General features: G+C 38.8%; 18 protein-coding genes. 4 read left to right on the plus strand and 14 right to left on the minus strand.

The features are described from left to right. Positions 1 to 85 precede the first annotated feature (85 nt). Positions 86 to 1,144, minus strand: coding sequence for a magnesium-protoporphyrin IX monomethyl ester (oxidative) cyclase (gene acsF / locus IQ224_RS06550; protein ID WP_002742492.1), 1,059 nt, complete (start codon positions 1,142 to 1,144; stop codon positions 86 to 88). A gap of 189 nt (positions 1,145 to 1,333) precedes the next feature. On the opposite strand from acsF, the gene rpmF reads away from it, so the two are divergent. The 3 genes from rpmF to IQ224_RS06565 all read left to right on the plus strand — a co-directional run bounded on the left by rpmF (position 1,334) and on the right by IQ224_RS06565 (position 3,028). Then, a complete protein-coding gene (rpmF, locus tag IQ224_RS06555; protein ID WP_002742494.1) occupies positions 1,334 to 1,516 on the plus strand; it encodes a 50S ribosomal protein L32 in 183 nt (60 codons plus the stop codon). Between the two features lie 88 nt (positions 1,517 to 1,604). After that, a complete protein-coding gene (locus IQ224_RS06560) occupies positions 1,605 to 2,204 on the plus strand; it encodes a sulfite oxidase-like oxidoreductase (protein WP_002742495.1) in 600 nt (199 codons plus the stop codon). A gap of 347 nt (positions 2,205 to 2,551) precedes the next feature. Further along, complete coding sequence (locus IQ224_RS06565) at positions 2,552 to 3,028, plus strand: hypothetical protein (protein WP_036400110.1); 477 nt, start codon at positions 2,552 to 2,554, stop codon at positions 3,026 to 3,028. 166 nt (positions 3,029 to 3,194) lie between these two features. On the opposite strand, the gene IQ224_RS06570 is transcribed toward IQ224_RS06565, so the two are convergent. The 4 genes from IQ224_RS06570 to groL form a co-directional block, all read right to left on the minus strand. Further along, positions 3,195 to 3,668, minus strand: coding sequence for an ASCH domain-containing protein (locus tag IQ224_RS06570; protein WP_036400113.1), 474 nt, complete (start codon positions 3,666 to 3,668; stop codon positions 3,195 to 3,197). A gap of 11 nt (positions 3,669 to 3,679) precedes the next feature. After that, a complete protein-coding gene (locus tag IQ224_RS06575) occupies positions 3,680 to 5,809 on the minus strand; it encodes a GNAT family N-acetyltransferase (RefSeq protein WP_194032731.1) in 2,130 nt (709 codons plus the stop codon). Between the two features lie 67 nt (positions 5,810 to 5,876). Next, the gene (locus tag IQ224_RS06580; protein ID WP_194032732.1) at positions 5,877 to 7,766 is read right to left on the minus strand and encodes an ABC-F family ATP-binding cassette domain-containing protein; all 1,890 of its coding nucleotides are present in this window, start codon (positions 7,764 to 7,766) and stop codon (positions 5,877 to 5,879) included. A gap of 190 nt (positions 7,767 to 7,956) precedes the next feature. Next, positions 7,957 to 9,639, minus strand: coding sequence for a chaperonin GroEL (groL, locus tag IQ224_RS06585; RefSeq protein WP_194032733.1), 1,683 nt, complete (start codon positions 9,637 to 9,639; stop codon positions 7,957 to 7,959). 247 nt (positions 9,640 to 9,886) lie between these two features. Here groL and IQ224_RS06590 point away from each other — a divergent pair, with 247 nt between their 5' ends. Further along, positions 9,887 to 11,656, plus strand: a complete 1,770-nt coding sequence (locus tag IQ224_RS06590) for a hypothetical protein (RefSeq protein ID WP_002742508.1) — start codon at positions 9,887 to 9,889, stop codon at positions 11,654 to 11,656. Positions 11,657 to 11,705: 49 nt separating this feature from the next. On the opposite strand, the gene IQ224_RS06595 is transcribed toward IQ224_RS06590, so the two are convergent. The 9 genes from IQ224_RS06595 to IQ224_RS06635 form a co-directional block, all read right to left on the minus strand. Next, positions 11,706 to 13,730, minus strand: a complete 2,025-nt coding sequence (locus IQ224_RS06595; protein WP_194032734.1) for a TrkA family potassium uptake protein — start codon at positions 13,728 to 13,730, stop codon at positions 11,706 to 11,708. A gap of 345 nt (positions 13,731 to 14,075) precedes the next feature. Next, a complete protein-coding gene (locus tag IQ224_RS06600) occupies positions 14,076 to 14,915 on the minus strand; it encodes an SWIM zinc finger family protein (protein WP_002742510.1) in 840 nt (279 codons plus the stop codon). A gap of 13 nt (positions 14,916 to 14,928) precedes the next feature. Further along, positions 14,929 to 18,051 carry a DEAD/DEAH box helicase gene (locus tag IQ224_RS06605; protein WP_194032735.1) on the minus strand — a complete coding sequence of 1,041 codons (3,123 nt, stop codon included), beginning with the start codon at positions 18,049 to 18,051 and terminating at the stop codon, positions 14,929 to 14,931. 402 nt (positions 18,052 to 18,453) lie between these two features. Beyond that, entirely contained in the window at positions 18,454 to 19,434 is a 981-nt protein-coding gene (locus IQ224_RS06610; protein WP_194032736.1) for a DUF3616 domain-containing protein, read from the minus strand. A gap of 242 nt (positions 19,435 to 19,676) precedes the next feature. Next, positions 19,677 to 20,027 (minus strand): hypothetical protein, encoded by a 351-nt coding sequence (locus IQ224_RS06615; protein ID WP_194032737.1) that lies wholly within the window; start codon positions 20,025 to 20,027, stop codon positions 19,677 to 19,679. Beyond that, the gene (locus tag IQ224_RS06620) at positions 20,011 to 20,934 is read right to left on the minus strand and encodes a hypothetical protein (RefSeq protein ID WP_228036116.1); all 924 of its coding nucleotides are present in this window, start codon (positions 20,932 to 20,934) and stop codon (positions 20,011 to 20,013) included. The genes IQ224_RS06615 and IQ224_RS06620 overlap by 17 nt, the downstream gene beginning before the upstream one ends. Before the next feature lie 55 nt (positions 20,935 to 20,989). After that, the gene (locus IQ224_RS23875; protein WP_228036117.1) at positions 20,990 to 21,625 is read right to left on the minus strand and encodes a hypothetical protein; all 636 of its coding nucleotides are present in this window, start codon (positions 21,623 to 21,625) and stop codon (positions 20,990 to 20,992) included. 91 nt (positions 21,626 to 21,716) lie between these two features. Further along, positions 21,717 to 23,267 (minus strand): glycoside hydrolase family protein, encoded by a 1,551-nt coding sequence (locus IQ224_RS06630; RefSeq protein ID WP_194032738.1) that lies wholly within the window; start codon positions 23,265 to 23,267, stop codon positions 21,717 to 21,719. Between the two features lie 203 nt (positions 23,268 to 23,470). Continuing rightward, entirely contained in the window at positions 23,471 to 24,082 is a 612-nt protein-coding gene (locus IQ224_RS06635; RefSeq protein ID WP_194032739.1) for a hypothetical protein, read from the minus strand. Positions 24,083 to 24,113: the final 31 nt, after the last annotated feature.

Consider the following 24,113-nt stretch of genomic DNA (forward strand, 5'->3'; position numbering starts at 1 on the left):
GGTGTGGGGTGTAGGGTGTGGGAATTATGAATTATGAATTGGAAATTGGGGAGTTTTTTGCTGATAACTGATAACTGATAACTGATTAAAGTACCATTTCTCTGGTGGCCTCTGCATCTATGGGTTTAATCAGATACAATCGCAACAGATCCCCGACGATACCTAGCTGTAAGGGTAACTTACGGACTGTTTTTAGCCATTGAGGAGCGCTACTTTCATCGATCGCTTTTAATTGTAAATTACGTTCGGCACAACGGTTTAAACGGGGGAAAAATTGGGGATGGTCCACATTTAAAATGGTGGGAAAAGCGCGAGCAGAGGTATTATTAGTCTGACGAATTACCTCTTGATCAAAAGCGATCGCATCCATTCCCAAAGCATCATAAAAGTCTGAGCGTTCGCGTACAGTTAAACTATGGGTAGCAAAGACGGAAAGCAGGAAAAAACGACTCCATAATCTCGATCGCCAATTATTCCACAATTGCGGTTTAGCTCGCAGCAAGGTTTTAAAGATATCTCCGTGGCGATTTTCGTCCTGACACCAACTCTCGAAGTAATTAAAGAGAGGATTAAATTTATACTCTGGATGTTCTTGTAAATGACGATAAATGAGAATATAACGCCAATAACCGATTTTTTCGGAGAGATAGACCGTATATAACACCCATTCAAGGGGAAAAAAGGTGTAGCTACGGGTTTTGGTAATTTTGGCTAAATCGAGGTAAATATTAAAGTCAGCCATGGCTTTATTGAGAAATCCTGCATGACGCGCCTCATCTCTAGCCATAAGATGAAATATCTCCCCTAACAAGGGATTACGGCTTTTTAGTTGTCGTGACAGTTCCTTAAATAACAAAAAGCCAGAAAATTCGGAGATACAGGAGCGTTCTAGGTAATCTATAAAGGCATTTCTCGTTTTTTCATCGAGATTATCTTGATAGTTCTCAAATCCTTGCTGACGTTCAAAGTGATGCCGGTTGTAATCGGTCCGCATCTCCTCTAACATCGCTTTGATTTCGGTTTCTTGCAAAGAAAGGTCAAAATTAGCGGCAGCCTCAAAATCGGTGGTATAGAAACGCGGGGTGAGGATAGTTTCGCGCAGAACAGCTTTTTTCTGGGAGGGAGGTTCGACGGTAGTGACCATGATGGAAATTACTTGACTACATAGCTATATAAGATTTTAAACATAAATAGGTAAGCCAATGATAATTATTAAGTTTTATCAATATTTTGGGCAGTAGTGAGCAAGGGAATCAGACAAGTTGGCGAGCCGATTAGGGAAATAAGGAGTAGAATAGAAAGGTTGTGAGTCTATAACTATCGTTAAAATACTATGGCTTGTCCCAAGAAGAAAACCTCAAATGCCAAGCGCGACCAACGGAGAGCGCACTGGAGAAAGCAAGCAGCTCGGGAAGCGCAAAAAGCCTTATCTTTGGGTAAATCTGTCCTTTCTGGTCGTTCTAACAGCTTTGTCTATCCCACTAAAGAGGAAGAAGAAGGGGAAGACGAGGAATAACTTGATGATGGGGAGTGAGGTGGAGAAAACCTTTTCGCTCCCTAGTATTTTAAGATTTGTTTAGGGTTTTCGTTGTGAGTCTCAACTAATGTTAGGCAAATTCTTTAAAAAACCAGCATCTCCCGATCAAGACCGAGTTCCTCCGGGCCAATATCTCGCTAGTGGTTTTCCTGTGCTTACCTACGGGGATACTCCCCAAATCAAGACCGAGGAATGGTTATTCAAGGTTTGGGGAAAGGTGGCCACGACTAAAATTTTTAACTGGTCGGATTTTATGGCCCTACCGCAGTCGGAATTTACTAAGGATTTTCACTGTGTCACCCGTTGGTCAAAATTAGATGTGACTTGGACGGGAATTAAGGTATCGGATTTTATGGCCTTAATTGACCTGTTGCCGGAAGCCACCCACGTCATGCAACACTGTTATGGTGGTTATACGACTAACCTCACCCTAGAGGAATTCCTGCACGAGGATAATTTTTTCGCTTTTCAACTGTTTGGTCAACCTTTAACCCCCGACCACGGTGGTCCGCTGCGTTTAGTTGTCCCCCATCTCTACGCTTGGAAAAGTTCTAAATGGATTAATGGCTTAGAATTTCTCGATCGAGAGCAATTGGGTTTCTGGGAACTTAATGGCTACCATCGACGAGGTGATCCCTGGTTGGAGGAACGTTATGGCGGTTTTTGACGAGTTTTGTCTTAAAATAGGGTAATATCAGCAAACTGAAGTTACCCCCCCACAAAAGAGCATTTGGGTTTCCTTTTCTTGTACCCATGTAATTGAAGTTTTCTTAAGGTTTATAGGGATAGAAAGAGTCCCTTATAGAAATTCCCCGGAAGACTGGTTGTAGTCATTGATCACTGATAACTGAAACAACGGACCTCTTAGGTTTGGTGGGTAAAATGTATTCTAAGATACAGTCTTGCGAGCAAGAGATCTAATGAACCACAGAGACACAGAGGACACAAAGACCGATCGCTACTATATAAGTTAAACTTATAACACAAAGAATAAGAGAGCCAAATAACCGACTAATGAAAAAGATGATATTGACTTTACTATTAGCTTTGCTTTTAGTTGCTAACATGAATAGCCAAGGAGTTTTAGCAGTGACGATCGATTTTCAATGGTCGGGAAATCAAGGTTATACAGCTAAAGGTTCTTTTAGTTATGATGAAAAAACGGCCCCGACTATCTTTTCAGAAAAAGGTTCGGGAAAGATGCAAGTTTTAGAAGATTTTCAGGTATCTTTTTATGATAATAGTGGTCAGGAGATAGCTAAATACGATAATGTCAGCGAGGGAATTTCCTCGGCTAATTATTTTCAGTTTAATTTTAATACCAAAACTGGTCAAGTTTTTGGCTCGATCGATCTGGGGGGTGAAGGGATGGGAGAAATCTATCTTCAAGGGGTGGTTAACGATAATTTGGCACTCTTGCGCGTGGAGTCGGTAGATCTGGTCATGGATGAGGATGATTCACCGGAAATTATTGTTCAATCTTGGCATTGATTAGGATATATAATTGGTACTTTTGGTAAAATTTCCTAACTATAAAGCCAATCATGGAAGAAACTATCAGTATAGACCTCGTTTCCACACAGAAACCAGAAGAGCCAATAAATTTTCGCAGTAACAAATATTGTCTAATGATCTGACCAGTTTATTGAAAAGTAATTTAATATCTTATAATTGTATCTAGGGATTTTTTAGAAGATGAAGCAATGGGAATTTTAAAAAAAATTTCAATTTCATCTGGTCGTAAATAGCGACAGCTTTGTGGAACTCTAAAATTTACAATTTGTGATCTTAACTCTTCAAGCTTTATAGGTGCCGGGAAGGTTATAATTTCCTTCAATACCAAGCAATGTCCTGAGGAAATACCGTCATAATAGTTCATGAATTCCTCATAAGATATACATCCTTCTTTCCCTTTTAATTTCCATAAATTTTCTACTGTATCATTAATGATCTCATCAATAATAAATTTTCCTACTAAGGCTTTTTGTGGAGATGAAGAATATATAAAAACTTGATCTCCCTTTTTGATAGATGAGTACATTGATCGGCGAAATTCTGCCGTTTTTTCTCCTTTTAATATTTTCTCAACGTATTTGGGTTTAATCGACATTAGAATAGTTTTATGTAACATAGAATGTTCTCTTAATTTAAAATTTGCATACCCTTATTATACAATGTTTCAAATGCTGATCTAGAAATTTTATAAGGAGAGGGAAATGTGACTTTGTTATTGAGTATTTGCTGAATACTCTGTAGAGGGATTGGTGATTTAAGCAATTCTGTATAGCTAAAACGAATGGCCATGATTTTATTATCAATATTATTTTTGGCAATTTTTAAAATTTGCTCAAAATCGTAGACTCCTAACCGCCTAAATTGACGATGTAATTCTTTGGGGGTTCCAGTAATAATTTCATCGATTTTGGAACAAGCTCTCAAACTTTGAGTACCTATATACTTTGGATCATCACTAATATACCAGAGAACACGACTAGGAGCAGATAATCCACCAGAGTTAAGAACAGAACGATAGTAAACGGCTTCACAATTAAACGCTAAATCTTTTCTTGCTCCAAATATTGTTTGATTAGCTAATTCCGAATCAAATAAGTCTACCGCCCATTTAGCTTGAATTGGAATAATAAAACTAGGAATCTCTGCATCAACGATTTTACAAGGATGAAACAATCGTTCAATATAAGTTGCTGTATTCCTATCATTTATAGAACTATCTTGTAAAATCTCTATAGGTTTGGATAAAATATTTGTATTAAAAATTGATTCTGAGTTTAACCCATTTAACTTTTTAGTTAATTGTAGAGTTGTTCCTGAAAAAACTAAGTGATGTTTTATCCATTCTTCCCCATCTTGAACAAATAGAGTATCTTGAATAGATTGAATAATATCTTTGTCAAGGTACTGATCAGTAATTCTTGTTGATAATCTTTCTTTGTTGGATGCTTCTAAAATAAATATTGAAAGCAAATGTAATATAATTGCCTTTCTCATTTTACCAATATTATTATTGACACGAAGCAAAGGAATTTTTAATTGATTTTTTTCTGACCAATCATACACAAATAGTGCTATATAATTACTACTTAATTGTTTGTTATTAGCATGATCTAAGACAACAAAACAATTATACTCATTTGGACTGGACAGAAATCCTTGTAAATAATTTTTAAACTCATTTTTTTTCTCCCTTTGTCCTGACATTAGAAATTGTTTCAATAACTGCTTTTGTTCTCCTTCTTTTATCAGTCGTTTTTCTATAGTAGTTCCTGCGAGGCGTACAGGTTGATATTCTGATGTTCTTAATAAGTTATCTAGTTTTATAATTAAGTCTGTAGGGCATAAAATTTGAATTGAAAACTTATCATAAAGTATAGATTCTAGCTCAAGTAGCTTTGTATCTCGTGTAACGAAAATCTCTGACTCAGAAGCAATAGCTCTTGCCAATTGTCTTAAATCAGATTTATCCTGATCTGTTTGTGGTGTAGGACAGATTTTAAGAAGTTCTAAATGCACCCAGTCAAATTTTGAATGAGAGCAAAAAACTGGGCAAAATTTACTGGCGTATTCTTGAGCTTTACTTCTACAATTATAATCTTTCTTGCGATTGATTTCATTATTAATTTCTTCAGTTAAAAATATTTCAATTTCTTCCTGTAGCCAATCTGAAAGCAAATAATTAGATTCTTGACATTCGCTATCATAATAGGGATCTGTCATGAAGTCAAAGAAAATATTGGCATCAATAACAACTTGAATCTTAGACTTGTTTTTTTGCTCGATTAGCTCTTTGATTAATGGAGGGATTGTATGCTCTAAATCCCAAGTTGTCAATAAATGTCCTTCTGAACTTTTTCCAGGTTTTTCCGATTTGGCAATAAATCCAAAACTTGACCACATTGAACTCAAGTTATAATCCATGCGACAATCAAAAACAATTCCATAAAGTTGCTGTTTTTGGGTTTTGTCAATCAGGTGTTCAACTAATTGTCTGGCAACACCTTTTCTTCTAAAATTTTCATCAGTACATAAATGTATTATATGTGCTTTGTTAGTCTTTTGCTTAATTCTATACATTAAATATCCAACACATTTTTGGTCTAGACTAATGGCCGCTAAGATATGTCCTTTATCTGCATGATCTATAAATCCACCTTCAGGCATAAAACCCAAAGTCTTAGAGTTTTTACGACCCAACTCTTGTATTTTTTTTAAATATGTTGATCCATTTTCAATTGCAATAATTTCAACTTTCATAAAGAAATATAAAATTAAAATGTTGATTATTTATGAGGTGACTATTTGACTATATAAACATAGTAATTTAGCCTAATTTTTCCGCTAATTCTAACCAGCGATCGGTTAAATTATCAATTTTTTGACTTAATTGAGCTAATTCTTCGGTCAGAGCGGTTATTTTACTAAAATCTTCTAGGGGTTCTCCATAAAGTACCTGTTCAATTTCAGCTTTTTTTGCTTCTAAAATTGGTATTTGTTTTTCGATGTCTTCGTATTCTTTTTTCTCTTTAAAAGAGATTTTCTTATTGACGGGTGAGGGAGAAGCTTTAACAGTTTTTGGGGTGACTTTTTTTTCTTTTGGTTCCTCCTCCTCTTTTTTCTGATCGAGATAAAGGGAATAATTACCCGGATATTGACGGATATTACCCCCAGTTTCAAAGGAAAAAATAGTATCAACTACTCGATCAAGAAAATAGCGATCATGGGAAACAACAATCACACAACCGTTAAAGTCCTCTAAATATTCTTCTAAAATTGCTAAAGTCTGCACATCCAGATCATTGGTGGGTTCATCTAAGATTAAAACATTAGGCGCACTCATCAAAACTCGTAGTAAAAATAAGCGTCGTCTTTCTCCTCCAGAAAGTTTATAAATTGGTGCATATTGTTGATCGGGAGGAAAGAGAAATTTTTCTAACATCTGGGAAGCGGTGATGACGCTGCCGTCTAGGGTTTTGACTAATTCGGCCACACTTTTCAGATATTCGATCACTCTTTGATTTTCGTTGATATTGAGATCATCGGATTGTTGATCGAAGTAACCAATATGAATAGTGGAACCGATGTCAACCGTGCCTGAATCGGGGAGAGTTTTCCCGGTAATAATATCCATGAGAGTAGATTTTCCTACCCCATTACTGCCAATAATACCGATGCGATCTTCGGGGGTAAAAATATAGGTAAAATCTTTAATTAAAGTGCGATCTCCGTAAGCTTTCGAGATATTTTCTACTTCGATAACTTTTTTGCCGATGCGTCTTCCTGCGGTGGCAATATCGACTTTTCCCTCCACCTGTTTAAATTCCTTATTACCCATGGACTGAATGCGATCGATCCGCGCTTTTTGTTTGGTACTGCGCGCTTTTGGTCCCCGGGATAACCATTCTAATTCCCGTCGTAAAACTCCCGCGTGTTTGCGTTGACTACTGGCGATCGATTCTTCCGCTAAAGCTTTTTTTTCTAGATAATAGGCATAATTACCGGCATAAGTAGATAAATCTCCCCGATCGATTTCAATGATGCGATTAGTCACTCGATCGAGAAAATAGCGATCATGAGTAATTAATAATAATCCTCCCCGAAAACGGGACAAATAACTCTGTAACCACTCCACGGAAAGCGCGTCTAAATGGTTTGTGGGTTCATCCATCAACAAACAGTCAGGATCGGCTAAAAGTGCGGTAGCGATGGCGATTCTTTTGCGATATCCCCCCGATAAATCTCCCACGCGAGCATTAAAATTATCGATACCCAGTTTACTTAAAATAACTTTAGCATTAGTTTCTAAATCCCAGGCGGCAAGTTTATCAATTTGTTGCGAAACCCTTGACAAACGTTCCATAATAGTATCCAGATTTTCTGGCTCATGGACAAGGCGATCGGACAATTCCTCGTATTCCTTAATTAAAGTCATACTTTCGCCACTATCGGCGAAAACCTGCTCTAAAACCGTTTTATCGTCGTCTAGCTCCGGTTGCTGGGGTAAATAGACGATTTTCATCCCCGAATTGATTTGAATTTCGCCACCATCGATCGCTTCTAACCCGGCGATCATTTTCAATAGGGTCGATTTTCCCGATCCATTCGTACCGATCAGGCCGACTTTATCGCGATCATCGAGACTAAAACTCGCATCTTTGAGAATTTCCTTGATACCGAAGTCTTTTTTGAGCGATCGAACCGTCAGCAGTGTCATGATTTCTGGGAATAATCCTTCTTTTCTAGTGTAGTGTCTGGACTAATGCAAAGGATAGATTAAGCAGGTTCTGCTGAAAAAGTTTTTCCCGAGGAAAAAAAACCTGTCCCTAATGCCGACGATAACCAGAAAAGGGACAGATTGGCTCAATGGAATGAGATTATTTTCAAGGGCCAGAGGGCATCAGGAATTACATCATACCCATGCCACCCATGCCACCCATGCCACCCATGCCGCCCATGCCGCCCATGCCGCCCATGCCGCCCATATCGGGGGCTGCGGCTTCTTTAACGGGTTTTTCGACCACAAGGGCTTCGGTCGTTAGGACCATGCCGGCGATAGAAGCGGCGTTTTGAACGGCTGACCGTACCACTTTAGCCGGATCGATAATTCCGGCGGCGATTAAGTCTTCGTACTTGCCGGTGAGGACATTGTAACCAACGCTAAAAGCGGTATCGCGCACACCTTCCACGATCACATCCCCTTCCACACCGGCGTTATTAGCTAACTGACGCAGGGGTGCTTCTAGGGCTTTGGCGACGATATCGGCGGCGACTTTTTCCTCATCGTTAGTCAAAGAAGCTTTGAAAGCCTTCACCTTAGAAGCCAGATGAATCAAGGTTGTACCACCGCCCGGGACGATACCTTCTTCCACGGCGGCTTTGGTGGCATTGAGGGCATCTTCGATGCGGAGTTTGCGATCCTTGAGTTCGGTTTCTGTGGCTGCCCCGACTTTAATCACGGCCACACCGCCGGCTAATTTAGCGATGCGTTCCTGTAATTTTTCCTTATCGAATTCAGAATCGGTTTCTTCTAACTGTTTTTTCAGTTGGGCGAGACGTTTCTGCACATCGGCCTTATTGCGGCTGTCCCCGGAGGCGACAATAATTGTATTGTCTTTTTCTAGGGTAATTTTTGCCGCTTGCCCTAGCAGATCGAGGCTAACCGTGTCAAGACTTAAGCCCACTTCTTCGGAAATCAGACGACCGCCGGTGAGGATGGCGATATCTTGTAAAACCGCCTTGCGACGTTCCCCAAAACTGGGGGCTTTGATGGCGACGACATTTAAGACACCCCGGGCCTTGTTGACCACTAGAGTGGCTAAGGCTTCGCCGTCCACATCTTCGGCGATAATTAATAGGGGACGACCTTGACGAGCAACGGCTTCGAGGACGGGGACTAATTCAGCGATCGCACTAATTTTTTTATCGGTAATCAGGATCAGGGGGTTGTCGTACTCGACGATCTGTCTTTCTTGATCGGTGATGAAATAGGGAGAGATATAACCGCGATCGATCTGCATCCCTTCCACTACTTCTAATTCGGTGGTTAAGGATTTCGATTCTTCCACGGTGATTACGCCATCGGTGGTGACTTTTTCCATGGCGGCGGCGATCATTTTTCCCACTTCTTCATCGTTGCCGGAAGAAACGGTGGCCACTTGAGCGATCGCATCTCCAGCGATCGGTTTAGCGACGGCGGCGATTTCTTCCACCAGATAGGCGATGGTTTTGTCCAGTCCGCGTCTTAAAGCGACGGGATTGGCCCCGGCGGTAACGTTTTTCAGACCTTCTTTAATTAAAGCCTGGGCGATGATGGTGGCGGTAGTGGTGCCATCTCCCGCTAAATCTTTGGTTTTTGCCGCTACTTCCTGAATTAATCTCGCCCCGGTGTTTTCGAGGGGATCGGACAATTCGATTTCTTTGGCGACGGTGATGCCGTCATTAACGATCTGGGGGGCGCCGTATTTCTTTTCTAACAAGACATTGCGTCCTTTCGGACCGAGGGTGATTTTTACCGCATCGGCCAAGGCGTTGACGCCTTTTTCTAGGGCGCGACGGGATTCATCTTTGAAGGCAATGATTTTGGACATGGTATCGCTGTTGTGATAGGACTCCTTATAGTTAATTTAGCACTCTTAGGGCTGGAGTGCTAATCCCGGTGTGCGGTTATTGAGGAGATAAGGGTGTTATCTCCCCACGGCAGACTGAATTGAGTTAAAAAAATAAAAATTTATCAAGATTTATGAATAATTGCAGAAAATCAATGATAAATATTGTAGTATCGAGAAAATAATCGAATTTGAGCCAATTTTCGCCTTTTTTTAGGAGAAGACAATCATGATTAATCTGAATCCTGCTATCGAACAAAAAATTAATCAATTTATTCTAGAAACCCAAAATAAATTTAGTCAGGATAAATCAGCTACCCTTGCTAGTTATCAAACAGAAGCCGAAACAATAACTCAAGAGACTAATAATTTAAGAGATGAACTTATTCAAAAACTAGGTGAATTAACTTTTTCAGAAACTTCACCTAGCAGAGAAGAATTAGAAAAACAAATAATAGCCCATACAGATCAGCTTGTGGAGACAATCAACCTTTTATCTACTGGCAAAAGTTCAGAAACTCCTCTTGATACTTTCAGCCAAGAAACTGATAGCTTAGTCGCAACAATTACGACTCTATTCGATGCTAATGCTAACGATGTAAACTTGCCAAAACTCAAGGAAAAGCTAACTGCTTGGCAAACAAAAGTTAAAGATACTTTGGTTAAATTTTCCACCACTGTGGAATTACAACAGAAAAATGAGTCTTTGATTGCTGAACTGAGGGATAACTTATCCAAATATAGTTCAGTAGATGAACAATTTGAAAAGTTAATTAAGGAATTTAAAGATAATTTTGCACAACTACAAATACAAGAAGAAAGTATTTTATTTCAAACTTTAGACGATTTAATCAATGAAATTCAAGCTAGAGATGAGGCAGTCAAACTAAATCAAAGAATTGATACTTTGCTGGAAAAAACCAAAGAACAAGTAGCGGGATTCACTCAAGAATTAGACCGGGAAGTACAGGGAGAATTAGCCAGATTAATTACAATACTAGGGATAGCGCAGGTAGAACTCATGAACATTTCAAAACCTTGTGATATCATGCAAGTAAAGGCGGTGGTAGATACGGGAGAAATTGCGATTAAATCTTTAATAGGTAAACCTAATATTATTCTGGCACAAAGATTACGCTATGCTGCCAGAACGGGATTGAGAGAAATCCAGAAAGGTCTTGGGTTTACTCTACTAAATGTCAGAGATAATTTTTACCATTCTTTCAAAATACCTACAAAAGTTTTAATTGGATTAGTGTTAGCTGTACCTTTGAATTGGGGTATTATGAACTCCCTTCCAGTGAAAAATTTGCTTAGTCCCTTACCTCCAATCATAAATTCTAGTAAGCAAAACACTGAGGACAAAGATGGAAATTTTAGAGTCTTGATATTGATATTGATGACAGGTACTTTAGGGGGAGCAGTTAGTCTTTTAACTCGTTTGCAAGATTTTGATAATCCCAAAAATCAAAAATATGACGATGACCTCTTGCCATTTATAATTGGTTTAACTAAGCCCATTTTAGGGGGAAGTTTTGCTTTCTTTATTCTACTAATCCTTAACTCTAACATTTCTCCCTTAGAAATTCGGGGTGGCACTGGAGATAAGGGGAATGACACCTATTTATATGGACTTTTGACAATGGCTTTTGTGGCTGGATTTAGCGAACGTCTTATTCCCGATTTAATTAATCAAGTAGAGAAAAAAGTAACTGTAGAGGCTAGTTCCACTGGACAGGGACTACCTCCAACGATTTCGATCGCTCCGCCTAGCCAAAATTTAGAATTAAATGGAATCCAGGAATTTAGCATTAACCCCGTTGGTAACTACACCATCACAATCTCACCGCCAGACAGCGGTAAAATTGATAAAAATACCACTGATGCCAAATTTACCTACACTGCACCTGCACAAGGAAATAATGGGGATAAAATTACTATTACTGCCACTTCTGATTCCGGACAAACTGCCAAGGCTACGGTCACTTTAACTGCATAAAAAAAGACCGAGAGAGCCTTCTAGTTTGACAAAAAAGGATAACTCCCATTTACCCCGATTTCGGATTAATGGGAATAGCCAATGCTTGAACTTGAATTTTTTTTAACTCGGAAACTAATCGAATCGCCTGCTGTTCGTAGAGGGGAGCGCCTAGGGTCGCTGGCAAATTTTCCATGAGATCGCTGGCGGTTTTTAGGGGACAATTAGAAAAACGACTGATTACGGTGGGTGCTTCTGCGGCAATATTTCGATTAAAGGCTTTTTCCACCCGCACGCGCCAAGTTTTGGGAGTTCGACGACCCTGTTCCACCCGTCGCAGTCCGTTGATAGTGGCCAGCACCACAATGCGATCGCCGATGCGTAAATTGAAATAGTCTTCGGGCATTAATTTCGGGGCTTGCCGTTCTCGTTGGTGTAGGATCGGCACGACTCGATAACCGTAGGCAATATCCCCGATCGAGCTACCATTGAGAGTATCTCCGGCTTCGATCTCGTATTCCGTCACCAGAATCGTTTTTTGCGCCCAACGGAACAGATAGATGATATTTTCTCCGAAAGCCGCTCCCGTGAAGGCTTCTGCCGCCACGGTGTTGGTTCCTAAAATGTGAGATCGGGGCAGAATTTGACTTAATTGTTGACTAAGGTTGTCGTCGGTGGTGCGGATGACTAAGTAGCTTTGGGGGTTGAGTTTGCGGGTGGTTAGGGCCACTTCTAAATTGAGGATTTCGTCATCGGTAACAATCGCTATACTTTTGGCCCTATCTAAATTGACATTTTTTAAAGATTCTTCGATATTTCCCGTCATCAGGGGGATTTTTGGCAGGATAGTCGCATCAAAATCCCTATTTAAGCTGACCCCGACGATCGCCTGTTGCATTTCTAGTAATAAATTAGCCACTTCTCTGCCGACTCGACCTAAGCCCACAATAACGATATGATTCTGTTGGGGAACTGGGGGACGGTTAGGGATAAATTGAAATCTTGATGATAATAAAGTTTCGGTCAAAATGGCATAGAGAACCCCGATAAAAGCGGTTCCAGCTAAGGTTAAAAAGAGACTAAATAGCTGCATCCACCAGGGGACTGCATTTAAATCTTCGGGGTTAGAGGCACCGAAAACATCCCCATAACCACCTAATAAAAGAATCGCCGTTCCTGAAAGAGAGGAAATAAAGGAAGCTCTCGGGGCGTAGAGATGGAAAAGAAAAGTCCCGATAATTACTAGGAGGATAATGATAAATACTGACAGGAAAGCCACCCGATGAATTTGCTGCTGAAAACTCAATTGCCAGAATTGTTGGATTTCTTTGAGGAATTTCTGCCAAAAATCCCGCAACTTCTGGGGAGAATTTAACGGTTTCTGGCGGACAGCATCGATGTTTTGATAGGTAGTTTCGATGGTGGTAATGGTATCACCAGCCCGGATAGTGGTGGTGGGAGACCATTGATAAAATCCGGCCCTTAAAGGTTCATCGGGGGCTGTGTGTGCTAACAGACGACGGGTGGGAGTATTTAAATCACCTAAAAAGCGATCGAGTAAACCATCTTCGGGGCTAATTTGTCTCTGGATAATCCGCAATTTCTGACCGTCGAGATGCAAAAAACCGAGGGTTTCTGTGCCTAATGTGGCTAAAGCAAAGGCATTGGCGGGTAGTTGGGTGGGTTCATAGGCGATAAAATTGCCTAAACGTTCCTTGAGTAGCTGATTGAGATTATCTTTAGAAGAACGCACCACTAAGCGGGTAAGGGGATTTAATTGCCGAATAATTAGGGCAGTGGTGGCATTAATTCGCTCATCACTGGTGACAATTAAAGCAGCCCGACAGCGATCGATTCCTGCTCTTGCTAAAATGTTTTTTTGACGACAATCACCGATAATTATTTCCTCTAATAAATCGGGAAAATCGTTAATTTCCCAACTGGGAGGCTCTATTAGTTCGATACCGACAACGCTAACCCCAAACTCTTTTAAAGATTTGACGCAGTGTTGTCCGAGACTACCCAATCCACAAACTAAAAAGCGATCGGCTAACTTGACATTCCCAGGGACAAAGCTGAGAGATTCTTGGTTCATAGATTCTGCTTGTCTTAAAAAATAGAAGGATTTTTGGCTCTTCGTTACTTGTTATGGTTCGATAGGGGGGCATAAATCAACAAAATCTTTATCTGGTAAGGGATTTAATTGATTAGTTCGCTTTAGATAAAAAACAATTGACAAAAATCGCCCAATGTCTTTCTCTATAAGAGTTCCATCCCTTATAACTCCCGTCTATTGCATAAGACAAACCGAAGAACCGGATTTTTCAAACTTCTGATCCCCCCTGCCCCCCTTGATAAGGGGGGTGCTGATCTCCCCTTAATCTACCCTTAATTTTTTTTAACTAAGGGGGGTATTAGACAATTTTAAACAACTACCTAATTATAACATACCAGCGTTTTTATTGCGTACCCGTTGATACATTTCTTCCATTACCTCGATAAAGGAAGTATCCTTATCCCAAAATGCAGGATAATCACCAGCTTTTTTAATGACAATTGCGGGAATAGTTGCGGATTTAACTAACTGAGGATTTTCTGGTAAACGGTGATGAGATTGCCAAAATTCTTTGAGATCAATTGTTTCTGCTGCTGGTATAGTTTCGGGTTTAGTGTGATAGGAGTTAACGGGGTTAAGAGGAATTTTTTCCTCTTGGATAGAGGAGGAAAGCAGCTTACCGAGGGGAGTTTTTGCTAACTCTTGCAGTAATTTTTGACGAGAGATACCCCGTAATTCAAATAAGAGGAAAGGATCCTGATCTAATTGGGAAGCAACGAGGTAATAAACTCCAGCAATATGTTTACAGGGATTTTCCCAATCGGGACAGGAACAATTGGTGATAAAATCCTTTTGACTGTGGGGTAATAAGTGCAGATTCAGATCGCTAAATGCTTCATCAATATTATCGGGAACTTCTTTGAGCAGCAGTTTAGAGATCATACTCGCTCTTGAACCAAGATTATATAAAGCTTGTGACCACTCTGCTTTAGTAATTGGTTTAATCTCGATACTCACCTTATACAAAGGTTCTTTATAAACTCCAAAGTAGGGATTAATGGAACCTCGCACCTGAGCAGTAATTAAATTACCGTCAATTTCGTAATTCTTGACTTTATCATTTTTAGCGTAGGAACGTCCTCGACTCAAACGCGCTGAGTCGGTAAATTCCTCTAATGCTTCTATAAAGCGTTGTCCCCACCAAGTTTTACTAAATTTATTCATAGGTTTACCTCCGTTAAATAATTGTCTGTTTATTCAATGCGATTAACTGACGAAAACTTTCGTTATCTAATTCCGTTAACCAGGATTCATCATTACTAACAATAGCATTAGCTACCTTTTTCTTTTCCTCGATCATTTCATCAATTCTTTCCTCTAAGGTTCCCAAAGTGACAAATTTATGCACGAAAACATTTTTTTGTTGACCAATTCTAAAAGCGCGATCGGTTGCTTGATTTTCCACCGCAGGATTCCACCAACGATCAAAATGAAAAACATGATTTGCTTTGGTTAAAGTAATCCCCACTCCCCCAGCTTTTAGGGATAAAATAAATACGGAAGGTTCTGTTTCGGGATGTTGAAATTCTTCGATCATTTGTTCTCGTTTTGGTTGAGAAGTCCCCCCGTGAAGATAATAGGTATTATAGCGAAAAGTTTGTTTGAGGTACTTTTGTAAGGAGTCACCGATTTCAGTAAATTGAGTGAAAATTAGCAGACTATCTCCCTCTAAAATTACTTCTTCTAGCATTTCTCCCAAACGCTCTAACTTATGCGATCGCTCAGGAGTAAAAGCGCTGTTATCCTGTAGAAATTGACGGGGATGATTACAAATTTGTTTCAAGCGCATCAGGGTAGATAAAATTAATCCTTTGCGTTTTATTCCCTCCGCTTCTTCTAATTGTTTTTCCACTTCTTTGATAACAACTTCATAGAGAGAAGCTTGTTCTTTAGTTAAATTACAATACTGTTTGTTTTCCACTTTGTCAGGCAAATCTTTAATTATCTGCTTATCGGTTTTTACCCGACGCAGAATAAAAGGTTCCACTAATTTTTTGAGAACCGTGGACTGGAGACGATCATTTTGTTTTTGGATTGGCACTTCAAAAGCTTTACGAAATTGAGTTTCTTTACCTAAATAACCAGGGTTAAGGAAGTTAAAAATTGACCATAAATCAAGCAGTCTATTTTCTACTGGAGTTCCCGTTAATGCGAGACGATGTTGTGCAGATAAACTCAAGATTGCTTTAGTTTGTGCCGCTTTAGGATTTTTGATATTTTGTGCTTCATCAATTACTAAACGTTGCCAAGATTGCGAGTTAAATAATTTCAAGTCCTTGCGAACTAAGGTAAAAGAAGTAATGACGATATCCTTGTGACTAGCTACTGTCTGAAATTCGTTCTCATCTTGATAGCGCTTACTACCATGGTGAATTAAAACCTGAAGATGGGGGGCAAATTTTTCAATTTCTTTTGCCCAATTTCCCACCACGGAAGTGGGTGCAACTAGCAGAGTTGGTAAAACATTATTATCTCCCTCTCTTTCCCCAATCAATCTAGCAATTACTTGTAGGGTTTTTCCCAGTCCCATATCGTCAGCAAGACAACCATTTAACCCCAATTGTTCTAGGTATTGAATCCAGGCAACTCCGCGCTTTTGGTACTCCCGCAGCGTTCCTTGTAATTGGGGAGGATTTTCGATCGGTTCTAGTTGACTAGGATTTTGTAATTTCTCTAGCATAGAACCCAAAAAATCATCGGTTTCAACAATAATTTCTTCTGGGTATTCGGCAGCTTTTTTCATTAATTCAATCAGATTCATCTCAGGATTTTCCTGCTGATATTTCTGCCAAAAATCCAGCATTTGCTGCATTTTATTTTGTTCTAATTCTACCCATTGACCTCGAAATTTAACTAAGGGTGTTTTGGTGTTAATTAATTGTTGCCATTCCTCTTGACTAATAGTTTCTTCACCGATGGCTAATTCATATTGATATTCAATGATGTTTTCGATGCTAAAAATCCCTTTACTAACGGGGGTAGATTTGCCTGATTTAGACGTAGTTTTTAGCCGAACTTTAGCGCGTTGACGACCTTCGGGAGTCCACCAAGCGGGAATAATTACCTTATATCCCGCATCTTCTAAAATCCAAGCAGTTTCTTTTAAGAAAGTAAAAGCTTCTGTAAGGTTGAGAGAAAATCCCGTCGGTTTATCCGTTTCTAATCCTTGCCAAATGGGGGGATAAATACGGGCAGCATAACCCAAACTTAGTAAAATATTTTTGTCTAAATCTTGACCAAAATGCGCTCGTATGCTTGTTCTAGTTTCGGGTACTGCATACCAATATTCGTCTAATTCTAATCGCAGGGAGGGGTCTTGTTTAGAGATGAGGATAAAAGTAATTTGCCACTGTTCAATATTATTTTCTGGGGCCTCGGTTAGTTTAAAACCCAGAATAAAATTAGATATATTTTGGTCTCCTAGTAATTGCTGTCTCCAAGTTTGCCACTGTTGATATTTTTCTAAAGCGGCGGCAGTTTGCAGAAATCCGGCAGTTTTAGTCACAGAGAGGCAATCACCTATAATTGTCTCGCTAATTTTTTTATCAAAACTGGCAGGAATTGCTGTGTTAGTGACAATTTCATTGAGGAGACATTCGGAGAAGTGCCTGAGTAGGGTTTTGGGATCGTATAATTGTGGTGAAGCATGGGGATTTTCAGCACCAGCAAGACAAATGCGGGGAAGATATTCGAGATAGTGATCAAGATTGGTTTCGTAGGTTGCTGATATAATTTCCCAAAGAGGATAGATGGCAAAGTTAGCGGTTTTCTGGTTATTTTTGGCTAATTCTCGATATTTAAAGGCAGGAATATAGTTATCTTTGAGAATTATTTCTTTAAAAGCTTGACTGTAGTGATACCAAAAAAGTAAATCTGCACCTAACTGAATCTCTGAGGAGTTGTAAAGACAGATAAAGTGCAGATCATTGAGCAGTTTAAGTACAGGATTAAGGGGATAACAATCAATTTGCCAAGATTGCCATTGGCTATTTTCTGGGGGTTCTTTTTCTAGATAACGCAGTAATTCTAAGGAGGGTAAAGGTTGATTATCTTGGCTAGGTAAAAGAAAGTAGCGGGGGACAAATTGCCGACTAAGAGGATTATAATTCGATTGAACTATTCCTAATTCTCCAGTGAGAAAGCTAGTTAATTCCTCTTTGCTTAACTGAAAAGGATGATAATTATCAGCAGTGCTGCGGCTCTTTTTCGGGGTGCTAGTTTCTCCCCAAAGATAAAAGCTACCCTTCTGAATAAATTCGTCCGTTGATTGAGGAATCCAAGTACCGTGAAGAATTTTCATGGTTTTTAATTAGTACAAAAGAACTTAAATGAGGGCAACATTTAGCCTCTAGAAAAATTGTAGCGATTATGGGAGGATTCTCGACACTTTCTTATTTTTATCCCTTTGGGAACCCAAAAGTTCTCTGGATCAGAGAAAAAGGTTAATAGCGTTTCTAGGACAAAAAACCATTGAGAAGACGTGATCGGCGGTTTTTTTGAGCTTAAAGCTTATCCCTATATGGGTTTAAAGCTATTTTTGTTCTAGGTTTTGTTGAGGTTCCACTAAGAAGGATGGCTAATTATAGCAATTCCCCAAAATCCGGCTACAGGAGTTCGATCCCCCTACCTTCGGCATCTCCCTTAAAAAGGGGAACTTAAATTCGATAATTCGAGCTGTAGTTTTTATGGGTGAGAATTGGTATTAATTAACTTTTACCCAAATACTGCGGAAATATTTTTCGGAATTATTTTTATCGATAATATCTTTACAGGGAGTATTACCAACTCGCTCGATTGTACCATCATCGCTTAAAATCTGAAAGCGATCTGGGAAATGGGGATCAAACAACAAAGCTTCTGGACGAAAACCTTCAGGGAATTGCAGTGATTCTATCTTTTCTGGTGCATCTTCTTTTTTTCCTGACCAAGTATAGACAACAAATTGATCGCCTCCATAAAATTCTCCGGCAATAATTAAATATACTTCTAAAGCCGGCCAAAATTCAATGCTGCGAATTCCTAATCCTCCCAAATCCAACAAGATAGGATCACCAAATTCAGCTTTAGCCGTGGTTGAATTAGTAACTAAACTCTTGGGATTTTTTAGGGGTAATAAAAGAGCTTTACCGTTGGGGACAGGATTACGAAAACCGATTAAGATATTTCCGTCTGGAGTTGCAGTTAAACCTTCAATATTTAATCCTCCTTCAGCTTTAGGAGCTTTGGTTTCTGCTGTTTTGAAATCAAAAATTTTAGCCAATTGAGAGTCTTCGATAATATCGCGCAATACTAACTGAGTATAAGACTCACCCACTTGAACTATACTAGAGCCGTCATCGGTAATTTTACTAGCAAAAAATTGATGACGAGGGAGTTTTCGTTCAGCACTTTTATTGCGACCGTGGGAAGTAATCCAATAGATTATGTCATTGAGTACAGTTACCCCTTCTAAGTCAATTTCTCTGTTTTTGGGATTGTTTTTTAGCCAACTATTAATGTCAATGGTTTCCAGCGCTTTTCCCGACTCTTGAGAGGAATAAATCCAGAGAAAATTACCTAATTCTGGATCCGTCTCATCATTACCAACAACAAATTTATTTTCTCCTAAAGCAATAGCTGCAGAAGCATCACAAATTCCTTGATGTTTGATTTCTTGGATAATAGAAAATTTGAGAGATTGCATGATTGTATTCTCCTTGTTAACTGGAAAAGTGAGGATTGAGAAAATTATAGGCAATAAAAGACAAGAAATGACTAGAAATAATCTGAGAAAGGATTAATTTGAATAACTAATTCCTTCTAGGTTCAAAAATTTTTCGAGTGTCATAATTAGAGTACCAAGACTTCCTAAGATTATATCAAATAACAACTGTTTTTGCTATCTTTTTTGAATTGGCGAACTATTACAAAAAGCAGTGACATAAACTAAAGTTTAATAATTCTGTCAAGGATTTCGATTGTTCTACCTAAAAGTTTCAAAAAACCGACTGTATCATCCAGTTTTTTGATTTCTTTGTTGATGGCATCTATTCCTTCATTTAGTTCAATTTCATTAGCTTTTAGTTCGCTAACTAAAACACTAGCGATATTGATACGAGTTTCATTGACAAGTCTTTTCCACTCTGTCCGAAACTGCTTAAATTGCTTTTTTTGGTCATCATCAGGAAACTTACCTAAAATACCAGGGATGGTCAATTGATTTTGAATTGCACTAATTTCATCAAGAAATTCTTGCAGCGCCTCAAGTAATTTTTGTGTATCAGTATTTGTGGTCATTGTCTTTTACTCCTGTGGTAGTCTTGTTTGGGTTGATTGATCTTTTTAAATCTTCCGATACGTTGATGAGAGATTCGATCTCAGATAATAAAGCATTGGCACGTCCAATGGTAAATCTATCTTCCAAGAGCAATTTAAAAGACTCCTTAAAAGATTCTGTTGCTTTAATTGCGTCATCTAAACCTTGAATTGAAAGAGTCATTGTTCTAATTTGTCTGCGTCTAATTATCCAATCATCGGGTTTTTCAATTGGTTGTTCAGCAGCAAATGCGGGTAAAACAGAGCGCTCATCTTTCAGGTTTTGAATATCCTTTAAATCAGTTTTAATCTGACTGGTAAGCAGTTTCAGTAAAGCTTCCTGTATAGCAATTTCTCGATAAATTGCTTCCTTCCTTGCCTCTAATTCTTTTCTTAGTTCACCCTTGATTTTTTGACTTAGGATAATCTCAGGAATCGAAGATACAGCAATTGAACCAACTCTAGGGTTAGCCTGAATAATGTTACTGATACTATTTAACTGTTTAAAAATATTATCAGTCGCTTTTCTCGCTTCTTGAGGAGAATTAGAAGTGGCCAAATCTTCTAAGGCAAAAAAGTATTCTTTTAATAGACGATTGTGTTGACGCATTTCGGCAATTAAAGTGAGCCACTCATCATCTTGCTTGGTAATCTCAGCATAGTTACTACTGTCTCTATCTTGATTTTGTAAATCATTGGCAATCAAATTCTCTGAATTAGCATCCACAAAATAATTACCAGAAATAACTAACAGGCTATCAAGAGCGGTGGCGTATTCCTGACCAGATTTGGCAAACTTCTGATATTCTTCAAGGGAAGCACCACAGGCAACTAAAATAGTTCCTATGATGGTTATAATTGATGTTTTGATGACTGCGCTAGTTTTCAATGAAGCCTCCTTAATTAATTAAATTAAAAGAACAATCTTGATCTCGTATTTGCTGCTAGGGATAGACGGGATTACGCCCGTACCAATCAACATAAGTTAAACTTTTTGGAGAAATATTTTGCATAAAACTTTCAAACTTTTGACGCTCATTTGTGTTAGTCCCTAATCCAAAATCGAGAGAAGATAAAACTGCTTGGCGAATAGTTGGACTTTGACGATCGAGAATGGCAACTAAAAATTTCGGATTTTGATTAGCCCATTGTACAATAACTCTGGCGTAATTTTCTTCAACTATTCCATCTATATACGGAGACATTTTAACCAAAGTTTCTGCATTTTTTTGAGAGCCAATTGCTGCTTTTTTTCCAAGTGTAATTATAGTCAGCAGTCCCAATTCTATAAGTAAATCACGACCTTGATCACAAGAAATTCGAGAAATTTGACTACCAGCTAACCAACCAGCAAGAGGTAATTTAATTTTCAGCCATTTTTGATAACGCTCACTTAATTGTACAGAACTGCCGCTAGGTAAAGTTGCAATAACGTTATTTCCTTGTATTTGAGGATAGGAACGGATATTCACATAACCATCGGTGGCAGTAACAAAAAATTTTTGACAAGATTCTGCGCCAACAATTGAGTTACCTGTTAGCAATAAAGATAAGGTAAAAACGGTGATTTGGCGTAACATTTATGGTTAGAAAAATTTTCAATGTACCAATAATTACTAGAGACAATTGAATCATCATTAAACAATTCAATTGCCCCTTGTTAAAGATAGGCTAGGGTTTGGGACAAGTTCCTAAACCCCAATCCACAAAAAAGTCTCGTGGGTCAGTTTCCCGAAGCCAACGAACAAAACGTTGATAATCGCCAATCGTATAAATTCCCACACATCCTGCGGTACCCGGAGACTTCTTGCGGCGATTCCAGTCGATGTGAATTTCAATAAAACTTCTACGGGTTGAATTGGGCTTTTGATAAGTTAAAGGCGTTGACACTGGACCAACTCCAGGATCTCGAAATACAAATTTTCCAGAGTAATCATCTTTGTGTGCAGGACCCCCTGCCCATTTAATATTCTCAATTCGCCATAACCCTTCTGGTAGCGGCTCAAATGATTTAGGTACACTAGCGGTAGCCGTCTTAAAAATCTGTCTCGATGGCGTACCAGAACACACATTAAGACTGTCTTTCAGTTGTCCATCTTTAAAGTATTCCATTTTTAAAACGAAACAACCAAATTCATCTTTTTTGTTGGTTTTGGTTAATTTAAGATAATTTTTACCCGGACTGGATACGCCGACAGGAGTACTTACAGAAACTGGATTTCCTTCCCACAGTTTTTTCCAAGTCAGGGGTCCGACTTTGCCATCTGCTTCATTAGCTCCAAAAAATTTGGCTTGGAAAGCTTTAACAGCTTGATCCGTTCCTGAACCAAAGTTGCCGTCAATTTCCCCTTGATAGTAGCCCAAATCTCGCAAACGTACCTGCAATTCCTCAATATCTTGCTTTAAACTGGCGGGAGTATCTTCGTCTGCTCCCATTCCAATTATTAAAAGTTGATTATCCAATGAGGGGGGTGCATCAACTTTTGTGATTGTCGCAAATTCCCTTTTTTGAATTAAGATTCTTTCCCCCGCAGGTACTTGTTTTTCCTGGGGGGCAATGAGGAAATTTTTAGCATTAGGATATTGACGTATGACGGTAATTAAGTCCTCTTTATCCGGGCTTTCTACAGTCAAAATTTCTATAACATCAGAGCCTTTTCGAGCCACAATAATCGTATCATCATTATTTCTGTCTCGATAGCCCTCTAACCAATCAACTTGAGCTTGTAAGGAGGGTTCAGGCTTGTCTAAAGGTTTTCCTTCACTTCCAGATTTTTCAAATAAAGCCTTTTCCTCACGGCGACGATTAGTTAAACCTTCTAAAACAATTTTCACTCCGTTTTGTGTTGCTTTATTCCAAACTAAAAATTGTTCTGCCGCTCCAGTAAAATCACCACTATTAAGTTTTTTCAGTAGGGTACTTCCTTGAAACGCCCCACCACCGACATTGTAGCAAAAAGAAACTAGAGCATCGAATTGATTCTGATTGAGTCCTACTGTTACTTTTTTGGTAACTAACTCAGCAAAATCGTCAGCTTCTAATTTTAATAAGTCCTCCGCTTCTGCTTCGGTGACAATATCTCCTAACTCCACAGGTTGCCCATTGGGATAACGAATCGTTCCATAACCAATAGTAGGTATTCCCACTGGATCTAAGTAAGCATTGGCACGAAATCCTTCCCATTTTTTAATTAAGTCAAGACAGATTTGCGAAATTTCCATATTTAATTTACCTCTTGAGGATAGTCAAATTTTGACTATTTTTCGTACAGCTATTATACTCTCATAAACCTCGACATAATTGGCAAATATTTAACATTTCTTATTAAACACTTTTGAAATTGATTCAACAGCAAATTTCCCAGTTTTTATAACTAGGAAATCTAGAAGTTATTGATGTTTCGTGACTTACTGATAACAGTTAACTATTTATTAACTTGCCCTCTGGTGGCAGTAATGGTATCAGAGACTAAAGCGGGCAAACCATGAAATAGCTTAGTTCCTGTGGCAATACCTAAGGCTGACAAAACTAAATCTAATTTATAGAATGTAGCGATTTGCTCAGGTTTGGTTGTCGTCATATTTACCAAAGGTTCTAGAATACGAATCCCTGTAAAACTTGCCATAAAACCAAAGACAAGACTTAAGAGGAGAGCATATTTTTTGGTTAGAGTTATGTACTGGAGTAACTCTTTTTGTTTTGAGATTAATTGTGCTTCTTGTTCCTCCGTTCGATCGGCAATATTTTTCAAAGGACTAATCTCTTGTTCTAAAACCTCTTTCTGGGGATTACGCCAAGCAGCAATAAATAATTCTACGCTGCGTTCCACCACCGCAACAATAGCAATTGTGCCAATGAAAATTTTATCTAGGGCAATATCTCCTTTCAGAGTTAATGAGGGAAAAATGGCAATATTAGCAAGCAGTAGAAAAGCCACCAATCCGACTAGAAATAGCAAAAACCAGAAGGGATTATTTAGCAAAAATTTTTCAGTTTTTGTAGCCATGCTATTCAAGGAAAGGGAAGATTGAGTCATGAATTTATCTCCTTTTATGGATAATTTTGAA

The organism is Microcystis sp. LEGE 00066 (assembly GCF_015207925.1).
Taxonomy (GTDB): domain Bacteria; phylum Cyanobacteriota; class Cyanobacteriia; order Cyanobacteriales; family Microcystaceae; genus Microcystis; species Microcystis ichthyoblabe_A.

Coding starts and splice junctions, on each gene's coding strand:
- IQ224_RS06570 (WP_036400113.1), bottom strand. CDS start 3,668: ATGTTACATAAAACTATTCTAATGTCGATTAAACCCAAATACGTTGAG.
- IQ224_RS06575 (WP_194032731.1), bottom strand. CDS start 5,809: ATGAAAGTTGAAATTATTGCAATTGAAAATGGATCAACATATTTAAAA.
- groL (WP_194032733.1), bottom strand. CDS start 9,639: ATGTCCAAAATCATTGCCTTCAAAGATGAATCCCGTCGCGCCCTAGAA.
- IQ224_RS06615 (WP_194032737.1), bottom strand. CDS start 20,027: ATGACCACAAATACTGATACACAAAAATTACTTGAGGCGCTGCAAGAA.
- rpmF (WP_002742494.1), top strand. CDS start 1,334: ATGGCTTGTCCCAAGAAGAAAACCTCAAATGCCAAGCGCGACCAACGG.
- IQ224_RS06580 (WP_194032732.1), bottom strand. CDS start 7,766: ATGACACTGCTGACGGTTCGATCGCTCAAAAAAGACTTCGGTATCAAG.
- IQ224_RS06630 (WP_194032738.1), bottom strand. CDS start 23,267: ATGGAAATTTCGCAAATCTGTCTTGACTTAATTAAAAAATGGGAAGGA.
- IQ224_RS06565 (WP_036400110.1), top strand. CDS start 2,552: ATGAAAAAGATGATATTGACTTTACTATTAGCTTTGCTTTTAGTTGCT.
- IQ224_RS23875 (WP_228036117.1), bottom strand. CDS start 21,625: ATGTTACGCCAAATCACCGTTTTTACCTTATCTTTATTGCTAACAGGT.
- IQ224_RS06595 (WP_194032734.1), bottom strand. CDS start 13,730: ATGAACCAAGAATCTCTCAGCTTTGTCCCTGGGAATGTCAAGTTAGCC.
- IQ224_RS06605 (WP_194032735.1), bottom strand. CDS start 18,051: ATGAAAATTCTTCACGGTACTTGGATTCCTCAATCAACGGACGAATTT.
- IQ224_RS06560 (WP_002742495.1), top strand. CDS start 1,605: ATGTTAGGCAAATTCTTTAAAAAACCAGCATCTCCCGATCAAGACCGA.
- IQ224_RS06590 (WP_002742508.1), top strand. CDS start 9,887: ATGATTAATCTGAATCCTGCTATCGAACAAAAAATTAATCAATTTATT.
- IQ224_RS06635 (WP_194032739.1), bottom strand. CDS start 24,082: ATGACTCAATCTTCCCTTTCCTTGAATAGCATGGCTACAAAAACTGAA.
- acsF (WP_002742492.1), bottom strand. CDS start 1,144: ATGGTCACTACCGTCGAACCTCCCTCCCAGAAAAAAGCTGTTCTGCGC.
- IQ224_RS06610 (WP_194032736.1), bottom strand. CDS start 19,434: ATGCAATCTCTCAAATTTTCTATTATCCAAGAAATCAAACATCAAGGA.
- IQ224_RS06600 (WP_002742510.1), bottom strand. CDS start 14,915: ATGAATAAATTTAGTAAAACTTGGTGGGGACAACGCTTTATAGAAGCA.